Origin of the sequence: Flavobacterium sp. ov086 (genome assembly GCF_900187965.1) — a bacterium.
Classification (GTDB): Bacteria; Bacteroidota; Bacteroidia; order Flavobacteriales; family Flavobacteriaceae; genus Flavobacterium.
Genome location: NZ_FZNL01000002.1, coordinates 116,937 through 134,623, shown reverse-complemented (window position 1 = coordinate 134,623; position 17,687 = coordinate 116,937). Strand labels below are relative to the sequence as shown.

The window sequence follows — 17,687 nt, the reverse complement described above, 5'->3', positions numbered from 1 at the left end:
TTTATTTTTTATGTGTTAATATAAATTCTAATTCTTGTTTCCATTTTTGATACGCCTTGTCATAAGGCTCTTTGTTTTTTAATGGTAAAAAAGTCATTACGTGATCGTTAGTTGTAATACTTGATCCAAATTTATTGTAATCACCATCTTTTAAACCAACTGCTCTTGCTGCGCCAACGGCTCCGGTTGTATTGTAAATTTCGATTTCATGACCAATTAATGTTGCCACTGTATTAGAGAAAATCTCAGAGCGGAATAAATTATCATTTCCGGCTCTAATTACATTTATTGTCGCATTGTCCTCTTTCAAACATTCCATTCCATACACAAACGAAAAAGCAATTCCTTCAAGAGAAGCCCTGAACAAATGCATACTATTGTGAATATTCAAGTTGAGATTTAAAAAGTGTGTTCCAATGTTTTTATTGTTAAACATACGCTCGGCACCATTTCCAAACGGAATCACCACCACTCCATCAGATCCAATGGCAATTTTAGATGCTTTTCGGTTCATTGATTCATAGGTTTCATCACCCATATTGTTTCGCAGCCAACGGTACTGAATTCCGGCTCCGTTAATATTTAATAATTTTCCAATTCTTGGTGTTTCCAATTCGTAATTAACGTGAACAAAATTGTTTACTCTATTTGTTTTATTACCCGTAGACATATCGCTTACCGCATAAAAAACTCCCGAAGTTCCGCCTGTAGCAGCAACTTCACCAGGATTCAATACATTTAATGACAAAGCATTATTAGGCTGATCTCCCGCTCTGTATACCACAGAAATACCTACAGGAAGTCCTGTTTCTTTTGCTGCTTTTTCGTTTAAAACGCCTTGATTGGTAAAATTCTCCACAATATCCGGCGTCAATGATTGATCGATTCCGTAATAATCCAACAGCCAGTCGGCCACTTTGTTTTCTTTATAATCCCAAAGCATTCCCTCGGACAAACCATTTTTTGTCGTTGTAATATCTCCCGTAAGTTTATATGCGATATAATCTCCCGGCAGCATATATTTATATACCTGATTATAAATTTCAGGTTCGTTTTCTTTTACCCATTTGAGTTTTGAAGCCGTAAAATTTCCCGGAGAGTTCAACAAGTGCTCTGAGCATTTTTCGGGTCCAATTTCGGCGAAAGCCGTATTGCCAATTTCAACGGCACGACTGTCGCACCAAATAATAGAATTTCTAAGTGCATTTCCGTCTTTATCCACAATAACCAATCCGTGCATTTGATAAGAAATACCAATTCCCTGAATTTTAGACGCTTCGATATTAGCTTCCCGAATCGCTCTTTTTGTTGCCACGCAAATGTGCTGCCACCAAATTTCAGGATCCTGTTCTGCCCAGTCCGGATGTAATGACACAATTTCCATTTCGTTTTGCGGTTCGTGCAAAACGATTATTTTTTTTCCTGTAGCAGCTTCAACCAAGGCAACCTTGACCGAAGAGCTCCCTATATCATATCCTATATAATACATAACTTATAATGATTTTCTTAAATTAAATTTGTGGGCAAATAACACCATATAATACAATTGAAACTGTAATAGATTTTAGATTGAAGATTAACGATTGCTGATTTTTGATTTAATGCGGGTACATACTAAAATTGCCGATTCCACACTGTTTCAGACATCTGAAATCAAAAATCGTTAATCAAATTTCATCAATCATTTTTTCAATTTTCTCTTAACTTAATGACATTACCTTCTATCCCCTCACGCAATCGTTACTATAAACCCAACAAAACACTATTTTTACAGAAGAATATCGCAATCATAAACAATACTTTAAAAATTAAAATTGAATTCATTGTACGATAATAATTCATGATTCTGCAAATTCAGACTGTAAAACCTTGCCGCTCTGTGCGAAACATCTTCTTCTTTTTCGTTTGAATCATGTACGATTCCTGTCTGCAAAAGCTTTCTTCTAAAATTTGATTTATTTATTTCGATTCCCAAAATCTCTTCATAAAGATTTATGACCTGTAGTAACGTAAATTTCTCCGGCAGTAAATTAAATCCTATGGCGCTTTTGCAAATACTTGCCCGCAATTCTTTTAAACTAAAATCTAATATTATTTTATGCTTGTCGTTTAAACCGATAATTTCATTAATACCAATCCACTTGACATCAGAATTATAGGAATCCTTGATCTGATTATCCTGTTTTACCAAGGCATAATAGGCAATCGAAATATCTTCTTGTAATGAAGGTGATGGCTTATAACTAAACGCTTTTAACTGCTCTAAGAAAAAATGATCACCGCCTGTATAATTCTTCAAAATATTATGAGCTGTACTCAATATTGTTTCCCCTTTTTTTATGTAATCACTGGTCAGTCCCCAAGTTACAACTCCTTCATTATCTTCCTGCTTTACTAATAAAACCTCAAGACTGTTATGATCAAAATTAAATATTACGCAATCAATTTCGATTTTTTTAGTACTATATTGTTTAGTGATTTTTTTAGCTCTTTCATCTCCCTTTTCCATAGAAAATAAATTTTAAACTATTATTGTTTTCAATTGACAAAGACCTTAGTCTATTGCTCTTCGTATTCCATAGGGATCTATGGTAACAATTTTTCCATCCTCGCAATAATCGATTTTGGTTACTTTCATACTCCTTAAATGAGTTATTCCTTTTGACAAACTCGAATCATGATAAAATAAATACCATTCATTATCCACTTTACAAATAGAATGATGCGAGGTCCAGCCTACAACAGGATTTAAGATTCTGCCCTGATAAGTAAACGGCCCATACGGACTATCTCCTGTTGCGTAACAGATAAAATGAGTGTCGCCCGTAGAATATGAAAAATAATATTTACCGTTATACTTATGTACCCACGAAGCCTCAAAAAAACGTTTGTCATTATTGCCAGCCAATAATACTTCACCATTTTCATCCAAAATTTTAATTTCTTTTGGTTCTTCGGCAAATTCCAACATATCCTGCGTTAATAACGCTACTATTGGGCCTAAAGCAGGCTCATTATCCGTTGGTTCTTCATAATTCTTATCATACTTATTGTTTCTGTATTTTTGAAGTTGTCCTCCCCAAATACCTCCAAAATAAATATAATGCTCTCCGTTATCGTCCTCAAAAACAGCAGGATCAATACTATAACTTCCTTTAATAGGCTCAGACTCCGGTAAAAAAGGGCCAATAGGTGAATCGCTGCTTGCGACACCAATCTGGAAAATTCCGTCAGCACGTTTCGCAGGAAAATACAAATAATATTTTCCGTTTTTACAAGCTGCGTCAGGTGCCCACATTTGTTTTTCTGCCCACGGCACATCGTTTACATGCAATGCCACACCATTGTCCAAAGTTTCTGAATTGATATTTTCCATTGAAAACACATGATAATCTTCCATACCAAAATGATCTCCATTATCATTAAAAGGAATACCGGCATCGATGTCGTGTGATGGGTAAATATAAATTTTACCATTAAATACATGTGCAGATGGATCTGCTGTATAAATATGGGATACTAAGGGTTGTGAAATGGCTTCTTTATTAATTTGCTCGAAATTAATTTCTTCAATACTATCTTCAGGCATAGTCTTTTTTTTGTTTTATATAAAATAATTAAGTTCTTCTTTCTTTTAAATCGGCCTCTATTTGTACTTCTGTTTTTTTATCAATTTTATAGAAAAATAACAGGGCAACACCAGTTAAAAAAGGTATTGCAGGAAAAACACTGACCAATAATTTGATTCCGTTTATAGCAAAATCTGTTTGGATTAGAGAATTTGGCACATAGTGAAAATATCCTAAAAACAAGGTTGTCAATGAACCGCCAATACTTAAACCCGCTTTTAAACCTACCATCATAGCCGAAAAAATAATGGCTGTAGCGCGACGATTATTCAGCCATTCTGAATAATCAGCAACATCTGCAATCATTGCCCACAGAAGCGGAATTGTGATTCCGTAGAAAAATCCGTGTAAAATCTGAGAGAAAAAGATAAAGCCAATGGCTCTTGGCGAAAAGAAATAAAAGGCGAGAATAAATAAGGTCGAAATGAATAAAAACAAACCGAATATATTTCTCTTGCCATATTTATCAGCCAGGTTTTTAGACAAAGTAATTCCGACAATCATAAAGATAATTCCGCCTGCATTAAACAATCCAAAACCTGCAGAAACGGGATCGTTTCCAAAATGATTTAATCCTATTTTCGACAGCACTTCTAAGATTGGCTGTATAAAAAGTGCCAACTGTTTTTTATCTACATAATTTTCAAAATAGTACACATAAGATCCTCCTTTCATTGCGAGAGTGATAAATACTAATGTTGTAAGACTTAGCATGATTACCCAAGGCTTGTTTTTCATTAAATCACTCAGGTCTTCACGAACACTGGATTTTTGCTCCGGTTTTGGAATAATACGTTCTTTTGTTGTTAAAAATGTGATGAGCAGCATAATTGTACCAATGATTGCTAAAACGGTCATTACTTTTTCGATACCAATTGCCTTGTCTCCGTTTCCGGCACTTTTGATAATTCCGAGCATGAAAACCTGAACAAAAAATTGGGCAAACATTACCGCTACAAAACGATAAGAAGACAAACTGTTTCTTTCTTTCATATCGCCCGTAATTACTCCGCTTAAAGCCGAATAGGGTAAATTGTTACTGGCATAAAAAAGCAGTAATAAAGTATAGGTTACAACGGCATAAATTACTTTTCCCTGATAAGAGAAATTTGGTGTTGTAAAAGCCAGTAATGCAATAACACCTAGTGGTATGGCTGTTATTAATATCCATGGTCTGAATTTTCCCCATTTTGTAATGGTCCGGTCTGCCAGTATACCAATAATAGGATTAAAAATGAAAGCTGCAATTAGTCCTACAACGAGCATAATAATAGAAGAATGCGTGGGAGACAATCCATAAATATCAGTATAGAAATAAGCCAGATAGGTCATCAAAGTCTGGAAAACTAAATTTGCAGCAAGGTCTCCTAAACTATAGCCAATTTTTTCTTTAATGGATAATTTTTGTGAAATGTAATTCATTATTTATGTGGTTATTTTGGCTTGAAATTAGATTTTGTTTTTCTAAATTCGGAATAGATAATTAGTATTAAAAAATCGAATATTTGCTTAAACAATCGGTTGTGTAAAATTATACAAAAAATCAGAATAAACAACTGCGTTATAAACTATTAAATGAATATAATCAATTAACACATTCGGTTGTGTATTTATTAATAAAAAACGTTTTTAAGCATCATTTTTTATTATTTTATATCATTCTGCTTTATTACGTCGTAGTACGCTTTCTTGGGTTTCAGGTCTTTATCGAACAATAACGGATAATTTGTTCGCCCTTTTATAGGCCAGTCGTTTAACCATGATTGTCCATCATGAACTCCCCAAAATGTTACACGGCTAATTTTGTCTTTGTGTTTTAAAAATAATTTAAAGATTGAAGCATAACGTTCCGCTAGTTTAACCTGCACAGAATCCGGAAGTGTTTTAGGATAAGGGTTCATTTTAGTATCCCCTTCAAAATTCTGATTAACATCAGCGCCATTTAAATCTTTTGGATTTGGCAATACCGAAATATCAAGTTCCGTGAATGCAACTTTAACACCAAGCGCAGAATAAGCCAAAATACTTTTCTCAATTTCATCTAATGATGGATAATTCAATTTCCAATGTGCCTGAATACCTACTCCGTCAATTTTTCCTCCGCCTGCTTTAATCTTTTTGATCAAATTAATATTTCCTTCTCTTTTTGCCGGCTCTTCATTATTATAATCATTGTAATATAAATCAACTTTTGGATCTGCGGCAGCGGCTAATTTGAAAGCATCAACAAGGTATTTTTCTCCAAGTGTATTTAAAAAAATCGATTTTCTTAAAGTTCCGTCTTCATTTAAAGCCTCATTAACCACATCCCAGGAATCAACTCTGCCTTTGTATTTAGATACAATTGTGGTGATATGATCTTTCATAAAAGCTTTCATTTCGGTACTATCTTTAATTTTTCCCATCCAAGGTGCCAATTGACTGTGCCAGATCAAGGTGTGACCGTGAATAAACATTTTATTCTTCTCGCCGTAGGCTACAAACTTATCCGATAATGTAAAATCGTATTTGTCTTTTGCAGGATGTATAAACATCGATTTCATAATGTTTTCTGCCGTTATCGCATTAAACTCCTTTTTAATCAAAGAATCTTCTTTGGCATTTTTTTCTTCAATCTGATCTTTACTCAAAGCCGTTCCTATATAGAAATCATTTTTATAGCTGTCTTTTAAGGAAATCGATTTTACTTCTTTTTTTGCATTACAGCTGCTTAAAATTATGACAGACAGGAGCAATAGATGGTGATTAATTAATTTCATTTTTAGTGGTTTAGATTAGTAGTTAATATATTTTGTGCAATTATTTTCTTAACACATAGATTCTGTGTTGATTTCCAAATAAATTTTATTTTTTTATAATTTTATTATTAAAAGCTCCAGAGGAACGCAATATTTATAGCCAATATAACACGTTTATAGACGCAAAATCGCAAAGATTTTGTCATTTCGACGGAGGAGAAATCTTCGTAAGAAGCTCGACAAAGATTGGGTTTTCATTACGGAGTTACTCGCGGAGATTTCTCCTCCGTCGAAATGACAATATTATGTTTAAACTTTGCGTCTTAGCGCCTTTGCGAGATTAATTTTATTTATAGAGATTTACCTCAATTCTTTCAGTTTATAAGCTATACCCATTTCGAGACCTCTTAATTCGGCTAATCCTTTTAATCTTCCTACCAGAGAATAACCGGGATAAGTTTCTTTTGTTTCATCAACAGCATGCAAAAAACCATGATCGGGACGCATGGGCAAACTCACTTTTATTTTGTTCATTAAAAGAAGCAGTTTTTCTACAATAACTTCCATTTTGGCATCACCTTTTAAATGTTCCGATTCCCTGAAAACAGTTTCGCTTTCGCGGAAAGTATTTCGAAGATGCAAAAAGTGAATTCGGTCTCCATGATTATCTATAATTTTTTCCAGATTATTTTCAGGATTTGCGCCTAAAGAACCGGTACAATAACACAATCCATTTGAGTGTAAAGGAACTGCTTCAAAAATTGCTTTAATATCATTTTCCGTAGAAACAATTCTTGGTAATCCCAAAACCGAAAATGGAGGATCGTCAGGATGAATAGCTAATTTCGAACCTAATTCCTGCGCAACTGGAGCAACTTGGGATAAAAAGTAAATCAGGTTTTCTCTTAGTTTTTCATTATTTATGTCAGCATAATTATCTAATAACAAAAGAATTTGTTCTGTCGTAAAATTGATTTTACTTCCCGGAAGTCCCAATAGTACATTTTTAAAAAGCAGTTCTTTTTCGTCTTCAGAAAGTTTATTACCAAATTTCAATGCATTTTCTTTTTCTGTTTCCGAATAATCGTTTTCAGCATTTGGTCTTTTTAAAAGATAAACATCAAAGTAAGTAAACGCTTCCTGATTGTATAATAAAGCTTTACTTCCATCTTCATTTACAAAATCATGATCTGTTCGAACCCAGTCTAAAATGGGCATAAAATTATAGGTGATTACTTTAATGCCACAATCCGAAAGATTCTTTATACTGATTTTATAATTTTCGATGTATTGCAAATAGTTTCCGCTTGCTCTTTTAATCTCTTCGTGAACCGGTAAACTCTCTACAACTGTCCATTCTAAACCTGCCTTTTTAATGATTCCCTGTCTTTCTTTAATATCGGCAATTGTCCAAATAGCTCCAACCGGAATTTGATGCAAAGCCGTTACAATTCCGGTTGCTCCGGCTTGTTTAATATCTATTAATGTTACAGAATCCTGAGGACCAAACCAACGCATGGTTTGTTGCATTTTTATCATGATATGTATTCTTTTTGATTAAAAGCCAATGCTATTTCCGCCATCGACCGGCAAAATAGTTCCGGTTGTAAATTTAGATTCGCTTGACGCAAAATAAAAAACTGCATCTGCAATATCCGAAGGTTCTCCTAAAATTCCCATTGGAGTTCTCGACAACACTTTATTTTTTCGTTCCGGATCACTGTCTAAAGCTTTTGCCGACATTTTGGTTTTGATAAACCCCGGAGCCACACAATTAACACGAATACCAAACGGAGCCAATTCGACCGCCATCGCTCTTGTCATAGATTCGATTGCGCCTTTGCTTGCCGAATAAGCAATTACCTTCGGGATTCCGTATTGCGATGCCATTGAACTAATGTTGACAATATTTCCTCCATTATTTTCTTTCATGTTTTTTACTACAGCTTTACTCACAGCAAAAACGCTTAATAAATTAGTGTGAATTATAGATAGAAAATCTTCATCGGTTACATCCAAAAACTCTTTCTTTAAATTAATTCCAGCATTATTCACCAAAATATCGATTGGATTATTTTTTGTTATGCTTGTAATCATCGCAGGAATTCCCGCAATATCATTCAAATCAAATAAAACCGGAATTGCATTTGGACCAATTTCCGCACAAGCTTCTTCTGTTTTTTCTTTTGATCTTCCAATGATATATGTTGTGATTCCGTTATCACATAATTTCTTCGCTGTTGCAAAACCCAAACCTGAATTTCCTCCGGTTACAATTGCGGTTTTTGTATTCATATTGCTTTCTTTTATATAATTAATTTCCAGGTGCAAACGGAAATTTTAATGATTTGAAATACTCTAAAGTTTGTGTTGGTTTTTCTACTCCAACCGGTAATTCTTTACCCGAATATTGCTGAAAATATAGCAAACAGGCATCTCGCCACCATTTTGCTTCTTTATATTGAATTTCCAGTAACATTTGCACTTCTTTAAAACGTTCGCTATCAACATATTTTTCTGTTTTATTCCAAGTGTTTTGCATTTCCTGAACCTGATTTACACCTTCTTGGTATTTTAAAGCCAAACCGTTCCAAAGTGTCTGACCATTTTTTAATTTGTAATCCCAGGGAACATGATGAAACCATAATAAATCCTGTTCAGGGCACGTTTCGAGATTATCAAAAACCTTCTCTACTTCTGATGCATATTGACTTGTGGCATTTGTTCCTGTTTTTGATCTGTCAAAACCAATTCCGTTTTTATCAGCTTTGTGATAATAAGTTGGATTCCATTCTGGTCTTGATAAATTAGAAACCCACGGTCCCGGACCATAATGATGCCCAGTATCCATAATATGATGCAAACCAAGCGGTGCCATGTAATTTACAACCGCTTCTCTTGACTTCATCATTATTTCCTTGACCGGTTTAATGAAGTTTTCATTGTTCGAAAAAGTACATCGCAACCATTCATCAGCAATTACTTTCGAATTTAAATAAGGGTCCCATGCTAATCTCCCAAAGCCATACCAATTTGCCTGTGCAAAAGGATGTCCGGTCCAGTTGAGATCATTGCCTATATTCGAAACTCCTGCAATTCCGGTAAGCTTCTGCGGGCTTAAAGATCCGTCAATTACTTTGGCAACCGTTGAACCTTTTCCTTTTTGATAGGTATCCGATTCTAAAACTTCCTGAAATAGTTTTGGCAGAAAAACCAAGTGTGTACTAAAACCTAAATATTCCTGCGTGATTTGAAATTCCATCATTATTGGCGTTTTTGGCATTGCGCCAAATAAAGGATGAAAAGGTTCTCTGGGCTGAAAATCTATTGCGCCATTTTTTACCTGAACAATCACATTGTCTTTAAATTTTCCGTCATATGGCTGAAATTCGGCGTAAGCCTGTTTTGCCCTGTCATTTACATCATGTTCAGAATATACAAATGCTCTCCACATAATCACGCCTCCAAAAGGCGCTACGGCATCGGCTAGCATATTAGCTCCGTCGACATGATCTCTACCGTAATTTTGAGGTCCGGGTTGTCCTTCAGAATTTGCTTTTACCAGAAATCCTCCAAAATCCGGAATTCTTTTATAAATCTCTTTTGCTTTCTGTTTCCACCAATTGGCTACTTGGGTGTCTTTTGGATCGGCTGTTTTTAAACCGCCAATTTCAATAGGTGCCGAAAAACGGGCAGTTAAATATACTTTTATTCCATAAGGACGAAATGCATGAGCTAAAGCTTCTACCTTCTCTAAATATTGAGGAGTTAAGATCAACGCATTTGCATTTACGTTGGTCAAAACTGTTCCGTTAATCCCGATTGAGGCATTTGCTCTGGCATAATCTATATATCGCTGATCGATAAAATCTGGTAATTTTTGCCAATTCCATAACGAAAAACCGGCATAACCACGCTCAACAGTTCTGTCTAAATTATCCCAATGATTCAATATCCTGATATTTGTCTTTGGTGAATCGATAATATTCAAATTTGTGATCGATTTATTGGTTTGCATTAATCTCAGAAAACTGTAAACGCCGTATAAAACCCCAACATCACTTTTTCCGGTAATGATAATTTGCTTCTTGTTTTTTAAGGAAACTGATTTAATAATGAAACCTTCTTTATTTATCGAATCAAAACTCCCGATTTCTTTTTGAATTTCAGGACCAAGCGACTCTTTAGAACCAATAATAATATTGTGATCTCTCTCAATTATTGATTTGTTTTCAAATTTCTTTCCTAACATCTCACCCAAACCTAATTGTAATTCTGCGCAGGCAATTTTTATAGTCTCTGAATTTTCAAAAGAAGCAATTCCTTGAATATTAAAAAGATACTCTCCTGCTAAGTCTGCGTCAGTAATTTTATTGTATTGCAACCATAATTTATAGTCCTTTTGAGCCGAACCAGACCAACAAACTGCAAAAAGGAGTAAAATGGATTTGAAAAAAGTCTTTTTTATTGGTGTCATTTTATTAGCTGCGATTTTTAAATTTTATTTTTCAAATGCAAATTGTAGATTAAGCTAAAAATATTACTATTTAGTAAAAAAAATGCTAAAAAATTATACTATTAAGAATATTTGATCAATTGCAATCGGTTGTGCTAAAATACAAAAATATGCCAATAAAAAAATAAAAAACGATTTATTTTCATATTTCGCTCTTTCAATTCCGTCATTGAATTATCAACAGAGAATTCGATGACGGGATTTTACAGCAAAAAAATAACCTGTTAATAATAGATTAACAGGTTATAAAATAGTTTTAAATGAATCCTAAATCCGTTTAGAAGACTCTCGTATAAGGACTTGCGTATTTAAAAATGTTATTTCTTTAGCATCCACTTCTTCTTTAGCAGATTTTAGATTTTTAATAATTAATTCAGCAGCTGCTTTACCCATTTTCTCTGCAGGGTGCGTGATAGTAGAAATATTAGGCTCAATGATTTCTGAGATTGGATCATTGTTAAATCCTATTACTGCAAAATCTTCAGGTATTTTAATTCCTCTTTTTTTAGCCGTTTGAACTGCGCTTACAGCAAGAATATCTCCTGGTGCAAAAAGACCATCAGGGCGGGATTTTAAGTCAAATAATTTATTGCAAGCCTTTACCCCATCTTCATAAGTCATTTCTTTCAGACTTATAATCAGATCTTCGTCTACTAAAAGTTCATGCTCTAATAAGGCATCAATATATCCTCTTTTCCGTTCATTGTAAAGAGTTCCAAATTCTGATCCGGCAGTTAAGTGTGCGATTCTCCTGCATCCTTGCTCTATCAGGTGTTTTGTTGCCTTATAACCCGCCAGATAATTATTAATTACAACACGAAAAGTATCATAATCTCTTGGGACCCTGTCAACAAATACAAGGGGAATATTATTATTGGAAAATTGCTGAAAATGAGAAGTATCCTTCGTTTCCATTGCCAGAGAGCAGATAACTCCACTTACCCTGTTGCTATATAAGGATTTAGCCAAATCTACCTCTGTCTCGTATGAATCATGCGACTGCATAATAAGTACCGAATATTCAGATTTTTGAGCCGCAATTTCAATACCACTGATCAAAGAAGACAAAAAGGGCTGGGTTATCGTTGGGATTAAAACACCAATAGTTCTTGATTTATTACCGCGTAAACCTGCCGCCAAAGTGTTTGGAACAAACCCCATTTCCTTGGCTGTTTGCTTTACTTTTTTAATTGTCTTATCACTAATAGTATGGTGATCTTTTAAAGCTCTAGAAATTGTCGATGTTGCAAGATTAAGTCTCTCTGCAATATCATATATCGTTACGTGTTTATGTTCTTCCATTACTTACTGTAGTATATTAAGTAAATGTAATTATTTTAATTATATTACAATTGATTCTCTACGCATTTAGTATATCATAAAGATTTAATCTCTTCGAATAAGCCGATTACTTCTTTTTTTTTTTAAAACATCTATTAGAGGGTAAATTTTTATTAAAGATATTTTCTTACACAATCGGTTGTTCGAATTAGCTCTTTTACCTCAAAAAAATACAGCCTTTCAGATCTCTATTTGACAATTGGAAAAGAAACTATTTCTACAAGTAACAGAGGATTCTGAAATAAAAACATCTGGTATATACAATAAATTGTTTCAATTGTTATTTTTGAAGCTACTCTGAAGAAAAAACAGTCAGTGATTTATAAAAAATGATCATCCTCATTTTCTGAAATTTCAGCAATAAAAAAGGCCGGCTTACGCCAGCCTTAATCATTTAAAAGCAGTCATTCTTATTTAGCTAATCATATACTCAATGAGCAGGTCTCCTTTCTCCACCAGACTGTTTTCTGTAAGATGGATTTTTTTAATAACTCCTGCTTTTCCTAATACTGTGTTTTCCATCTTCATGGCTTCAATGGTAAACAAAGGTTGATCATGTTTCAGTACATCTCCCTGCTTCACCCATATTTTACTCAATAATCCTGGCAAAGGAGCACCAACATCTGCATCAGTGAGTGCTTTTCTGTTTTTTACTCCTTCGGTTTTTATGGATTCATCTTTGATCTCAATAGCTTTAGTCTGACCGTTTAGTTTGAAATAAACGGTGCGAATTCCATAAAGATCCGGCTCAGATTTGTATAAAAACTTTACAATAATAGATTTACCCTGAGAAATATTAACAATTACTTCTTCATTGGGTTTTAATCCATAGAAAAATACAGTGGTTGGAATAACGCTTACATCCCCATATTTCTCGCAGGTCTTAAAGTACTGTTCAAAAACTTTGGGATAAAACTTATAGGATAAAAAATCAGCCAGAGTGCAAGAGGTAGAAAACTTCTGCTGAAAAATTTCAAACTCCTGATCAAAGTCAATAGGCGTTAGATGTGCATTAGGAAGATCTACAAAGGGTTTTTCTCCCTTGAGTACCATTTTTTGAAAATCTTCCGGCCATCCTCCATCCGGCTGTCCAAGTTCACCTTTAAGCATTCCTTTGACAGAATCAGGAAAAGACATAGAATCTCCTTTGTCCAGAACATCCTGTTTGCTTAAATTACCACTGACCATAAACATGGCCAGATCACCCACCACTTTTGAAGAAGGGGTAACTTTTATGATATCGCCTAAAAGGCTGTTGGAATCCTCGTATGCCTGTTTAATCTCGGTCATTCTGCTCTCCAATCCCAATGAATATGCCTGAGGTTTTAAGTTGGAATACTGTCCCCCGGGAATCTCATGTTTGTAAACTTCTGCTGTGCTGGATTTTAAATCCGACTCAAAAGGATAATAATACTCTCTGACATCTTCCCAGTAATTGCTGTACTGATTTAATTTTTCAACATCAAAACCTCCATCATGGCTAGTTCCTTTTACTGCCTCTGCAAAAACATTGAAATTAGGCTGTGAGGTAAGTCCCGACATAGAGGCCAGTGCCACATCAATAATATCAACTCCTGCCTCTACAGCTTTAAGATAAGTTGCCGACTGAATACCGGCAGTATCATGGGTATGCAGATGAATTGGAATAGCAATAGACTTTTTGAGCTCGGTTATTAATTTCTCCGCCGCATAAGGCTTTAATAATCCTGCCATATCTTTAATACATAAAATATGAGCTCCGGTATCTTCAATTCTTTTAGCTAAATCTAAATAATAATTGAGGTTAAACTTGGGGCGCTCAGCATTGAGTATATCTCCTGAATATCCCATACATACCTCAGCAATAGAGTCTGTATCTCTGAGCACTGCATTTATACTGGTTTTCATATTGGCGATGCTGTTCAGCGAATCGAAAATCCTGAAAACATCGATTCCTTTCTGGGCAGAAACTTCTATGAATTTTTCAACCAGATTGTCCGGATAAGCTGTATATCCCACTCCATTAGAACCTCTAAGGAGCATTTGAAGCAGTACATTGGGCATTGCTTTTCTCATTTGTTCCAATCGGTCCCAGGGACTTTCATTCAAAAATCGCATCGCAACATCAAAAGTTGCTCCTCCCCAGACTTCCATCGAAAACATCTGTGGAAAATCTTTTGTGAATGATTCCCCGTAAGGCAGCATATCTATGGTACGCACACGGGTAGCCAGTAAAGACTGATGCGCATCACGCATAGTACAGTCCGTATATAAAACTTGATTTTGATCGGTGATCCACTGCGCAAAAGCTTTAGGTTTAAGCTTATCAAGCAGTTGTTTGGTTCCATCTACATGAACTGGACTGGAAGGCACAGGTAATTTTGGCGTCAGGAATGTTTTTTGGGGTAGAACAAATTTAACATCGGGATTTCCGTTTACAATCGTATTACCTATGTAGGCTAAACTTTTAGTTACATAATCCGATTTTCTCTTGATCTGCATCAGTGATGGATTATCCCCTATAAAATTCACAGTAATTGCTCCCGCCTGAAAATCAGGATGAACAATTAAATTTTCCAAAAAGGGAATATTGGTCTTAACCCCTTCAATGGTAAATTCCTTAAGTGTTCGTAAAAGGCGCTGACTGGTACCTTCTAATGTTCTGCCTCGGGCAGTAATCTTTACAAGCATTGAGTCAAAGAAAGGCGAAATTTTAACTCCCGAATACGAGCTTCCTTCATCTATCCTAATACCATACCCTCCTGCATTTCTATAAGCTACAATGGTCCCGTAATCCGGTGTAAAATCATTTGCAGGGTCCTCAGTGGTGATTCTGCATTGAATGGCAAATCCGCTGCATTTTAAACTTTCCTGACCTTGAATATAGATTCCGGGGCTGGAGAGTTCATGTCCGCAGGCAATAAGAATCTGGCTTCTTACAATATCAATTCCTGTTACCTCCTCTGTAATAGTATGTTCTACCTGAATTCGTGGATTAACTTCAATAAAGTATATATTTTCGGCTTGATCTACCAGAAACTCTACAGTCCCCGCATTATTATAATTAACCTTATTTGCAATGCTCAGGGCATATTGGTATAATTTATCTTTGGTCTGCTGTTTTAAATTTGGTGCAGGAGCAATTTCTACCACTTTTTGAAATCTTCTCTGAACACTACAGTCTCTTTCAAAAAGGTGCACAATATTCCCATGCTTATCCCCTAATATTTGGACTTCAATATGTTTTGGATTTTCAATAAATTTTTCCAGAAATACGGTATCATCTCCAAAAGCAGTTTTAGCTTCCCTTTTTGCTTCATGAAACAATGCTTCCAGCTGATCAGAATGTCTCACTACTCTCATTCCTCTTCCGCCACCGCCTGCAGCAGCTTTAAGCATCAATGGATATCCAATTCTGCTGGCTTCTTGTTGGGCATCAGTAAATGTTTCAAGATTAACATTACTATCTTCTATGAGCGGTACATTGGCCAAGAAAGCAATTTTTTTAGCGGCTACTTTATCGCCTAATTGCGCCATAATTTCGGGATCTGGCCCGATCCATAAAATGTTATTCTCCTGACATTTTGCAGCAAAAGATACATTTTCGGATAAAAATCCATAACCGGGATGAATGGCATCAACTCCCTGAATTTTGGCAATTCTGATAATTTCATCTATATCAAGATAGGGCTTCAACGGATCTGTGTCTTTGCCAATCTGATAAGCTTCATCTGCCTTGTATCGATGCAGTGAATAACGGTCTTCGTAGGTATACACACCAACCGTTTTAATTTTTAGTTCCGCCGCAGCGCGAAAAATACGTAGTGCAATCTCTCCTCTATTTGCAACTAGTAATTTTGAAATTGTTTTCATTTAAAAAAATTAAGTTAGATAATCAAAAAACAAAAAGCTTTCGCTAAATAACTAAAGAATCTTCTGGCTGCTCATTTATCTAATATACAACTTACCTTTTTCGGACTCACTACCTATAAGACAAATCGTAAATAAACGAACATTTCAAATTCCTAATTATTCCGCACAAAGCCATTTTTCTATAATACTATTTATAATCTGCTCACGCAGTATCTTTTTTAATCCCAAAACTACGAACCTCCAATATAACACTGTTCTTAATTTAAATTCTATTCTATTATTATTCCTTTCTATTTTTACTGTTTTACTTTATCATACTTAGTCTATAAGATTAGATATCTTATTTTAGGGAACGAAGATATACATTTCTACTATATCGTTTTCGTTTCTTTTTCCACAATTAAAAAACAGGCAATAAATATCCCTGATTTTACAATCAAACGAAACTTAAATAATATTTTTATCTATTTGAATATCTCCGCTATTTCACCTTATTTTTCAATTATTTTTTTCATTAGGTCTAATGTTGCATCCCAATTTTTATCTGAATGCTCATACATGGTTTCTGTTGCAAAGTTGCTGTGTGTCAATGTTAGAATTGTTTTGTTCTCATTTGCTGTTAACTCAAATAAGATAACAGAATAATTCTCCGGACTGTCCGGCAATCCTGAAAAGCCACTCCAATAATTATATTCAAAAACCTTTTCAGCTTCAAACTTCAAAATCACTCCTTTGTCTTCGTAGTCAGTTCCTTGCCAGCTTCCTGTAAATAGAATTGGCTCTCCAACTCTCCAGTTAGAGATAACTATTGTACCAAATAACCATTCTTTGATTTCGTCAGGGTTTGTCAAAACATTCCAGACTTCCGAAATCGGTGCATTAATACTGATTGTTTTGTTTAAAATTTTGTCCGTTGCCATATCATTTTGTCTGTTTATTTATTAAATAAATCATTGTCATAACTATGATTCTGAAGATCCATTTATACTTGCAATTATGCAAAGTAGTAAAGAGATTATTGTGGCAATAGTTCTAATATTATGCAGCACATTCCAGGGATTTTCAAACTTTTGTCTTACCATGCTTATCTCATCAGCAGCTGCAGTTTTTAAATCTACATTTGCCAGCATATCGTTTAATGGTACATTCCCAAATATTGTTACTCCAAAAGAGCCAATAGCATAAATAACGGAAGCCGCTAATAATAACAAAAATCTAGGCGATTGCATTGATGTGAAATTTAAATAGGTCGAAATTGGCAGTAAAAATAATGTTCCCATAAAGGATGCAAAAAACCATGGATTTTGGATCGCAACATTTATTGATTGCATTGCCGAAATATATTCTTTGTTTGAAAGTTTGTTTAAACCAATCGTAACAGATCAGGAATATCCATAGTATAATCCCGCTATTAATGCTGTTGCCAGAATTGTGATCCCTAAAATAATGTTTGATAAAGACATAGCTGTTTTCATTTAAAAGATTTATTTACGTAAAGTTTTTATATATAAAATAACAGATTTTATTTCTTCGATAGTTAGTTTTTTCTTCCGGGAAGGCATTGATCAGCTTACTCTAAACCTGAAAATCTCTTTAGTCTGAAAAAGAGAA

General features: G+C 34.7%; 12 protein-coding genes. All 12 read right to left on the bottom strand.

What is annotated here, in order from left to right; translation table 11 throughout:
- Window position 1: 1 nt before the first annotated feature.
- The gene (locus CHB81_RS02790) at window positions 2–1,489 is read right to left on the bottom strand and encodes a xylulokinase (RefSeq protein ID WP_089350374.1); all 1,488 of its coding nucleotides are present in this window, start codon (window positions 1,487–1,489) and stop codon (window positions 2–4) included.
- A 312-nt stretch (window positions 1,490–1,801) separates the two neighbouring features.
- Window positions 1,802–2,509, bottom strand: a complete 708-nt coding sequence (locus CHB81_RS02785; RefSeq protein ID WP_089350373.1) for an NUDIX domain-containing protein — start codon at window positions 2,507–2,509, stop codon at window positions 1,802–1,804.
- Window positions 2,510–2,554: 45 nt separating this feature from the next.
- A complete protein-coding gene (locus tag CHB81_RS02780; RefSeq protein WP_089350372.1) occupies window positions 2,555–3,589 on the bottom strand; it encodes a glycoside hydrolase family 43 protein in 1,035 nt (344 codons plus the stop codon).
- A 28-nt stretch (window positions 3,590–3,617) separates the two neighbouring features.
- Window positions 3,618–5,051 (bottom strand): MFS transporter, encoded by a 1,434-nt coding sequence (locus CHB81_RS02775; RefSeq protein ID WP_089350371.1) that lies wholly within the window; start codon window positions 5,049–5,051, stop codon window positions 3,618–3,620.
- Between the two features lie 224 nt (window positions 5,052–5,275).
- Window positions 5,276–6,388 (bottom strand): endo-1,4-beta-xylanase, encoded by a 1,113-nt coding sequence (locus tag CHB81_RS02770; RefSeq protein ID WP_089350370.1) that lies wholly within the window; start codon window positions 6,386–6,388, stop codon window positions 5,276–5,278.
- Window positions 6,389–6,727: 339 nt separating this feature from the next.
- A complete protein-coding gene (gene uxuA / locus CHB81_RS02765; protein ID WP_089350529.1) occupies window positions 6,728–7,897 on the bottom strand; it encodes a mannonate dehydratase in 1,170 nt (389 codons plus the stop codon).
- A 27-nt stretch (window positions 7,898–7,924) separates the two neighbouring features.
- On the bottom strand, window positions 7,925–8,662 hold the full coding sequence (locus CHB81_RS02760; protein WP_089350369.1) for an SDR family NAD(P)-dependent oxidoreductase: 738 nt from the start codon (window positions 8,660–8,662) through the stop codon (window positions 7,925–7,927).
- A 19-nt stretch (window positions 8,663–8,681) separates the two neighbouring features.
- On the bottom strand, window positions 8,682–10,844 hold the full coding sequence (locus CHB81_RS02755) for an alpha-glucuronidase family glycosyl hydrolase (protein ID WP_089350368.1): 2,163 nt from the start codon (window positions 10,842–10,844) through the stop codon (window positions 8,682–8,684).
- A 306-nt stretch (window positions 10,845–11,150) separates the two neighbouring features.
- Window positions 11,151–12,185, bottom strand: coding sequence for a LacI family DNA-binding transcriptional regulator (locus CHB81_RS02750; RefSeq protein WP_089350367.1), 1,035 nt, complete (start codon window positions 12,183–12,185; stop codon window positions 11,151–11,153).
- Between the two features lie 453 nt (window positions 12,186–12,638).
- Complete coding sequence (locus CHB81_RS02745; RefSeq protein WP_089350366.1) at window positions 12,639–16,076, bottom strand: pyruvate carboxylase; 3,438 nt, start codon at window positions 16,074–16,076, stop codon at window positions 12,639–12,641.
- A gap of 491 nt (window positions 16,077–16,567) precedes the next feature.
- Complete coding sequence (locus CHB81_RS02740; RefSeq protein WP_089350365.1) at window positions 16,568–16,996, bottom strand: SRPBCC domain-containing protein; 429 nt, start codon at window positions 16,994–16,996, stop codon at window positions 16,568–16,570.
- A 42-nt stretch (window positions 16,997–17,038) separates the two neighbouring features.
- A complete protein-coding gene (locus CHB81_RS02735) occupies window positions 17,039–17,407 on the bottom strand; it encodes a DUF1772 domain-containing protein (RefSeq protein ID WP_254920942.1) in 369 nt (122 codons plus the stop codon).
- Between the last annotated feature and the right edge of the window lie 280 nt (window positions 17,408–17,687).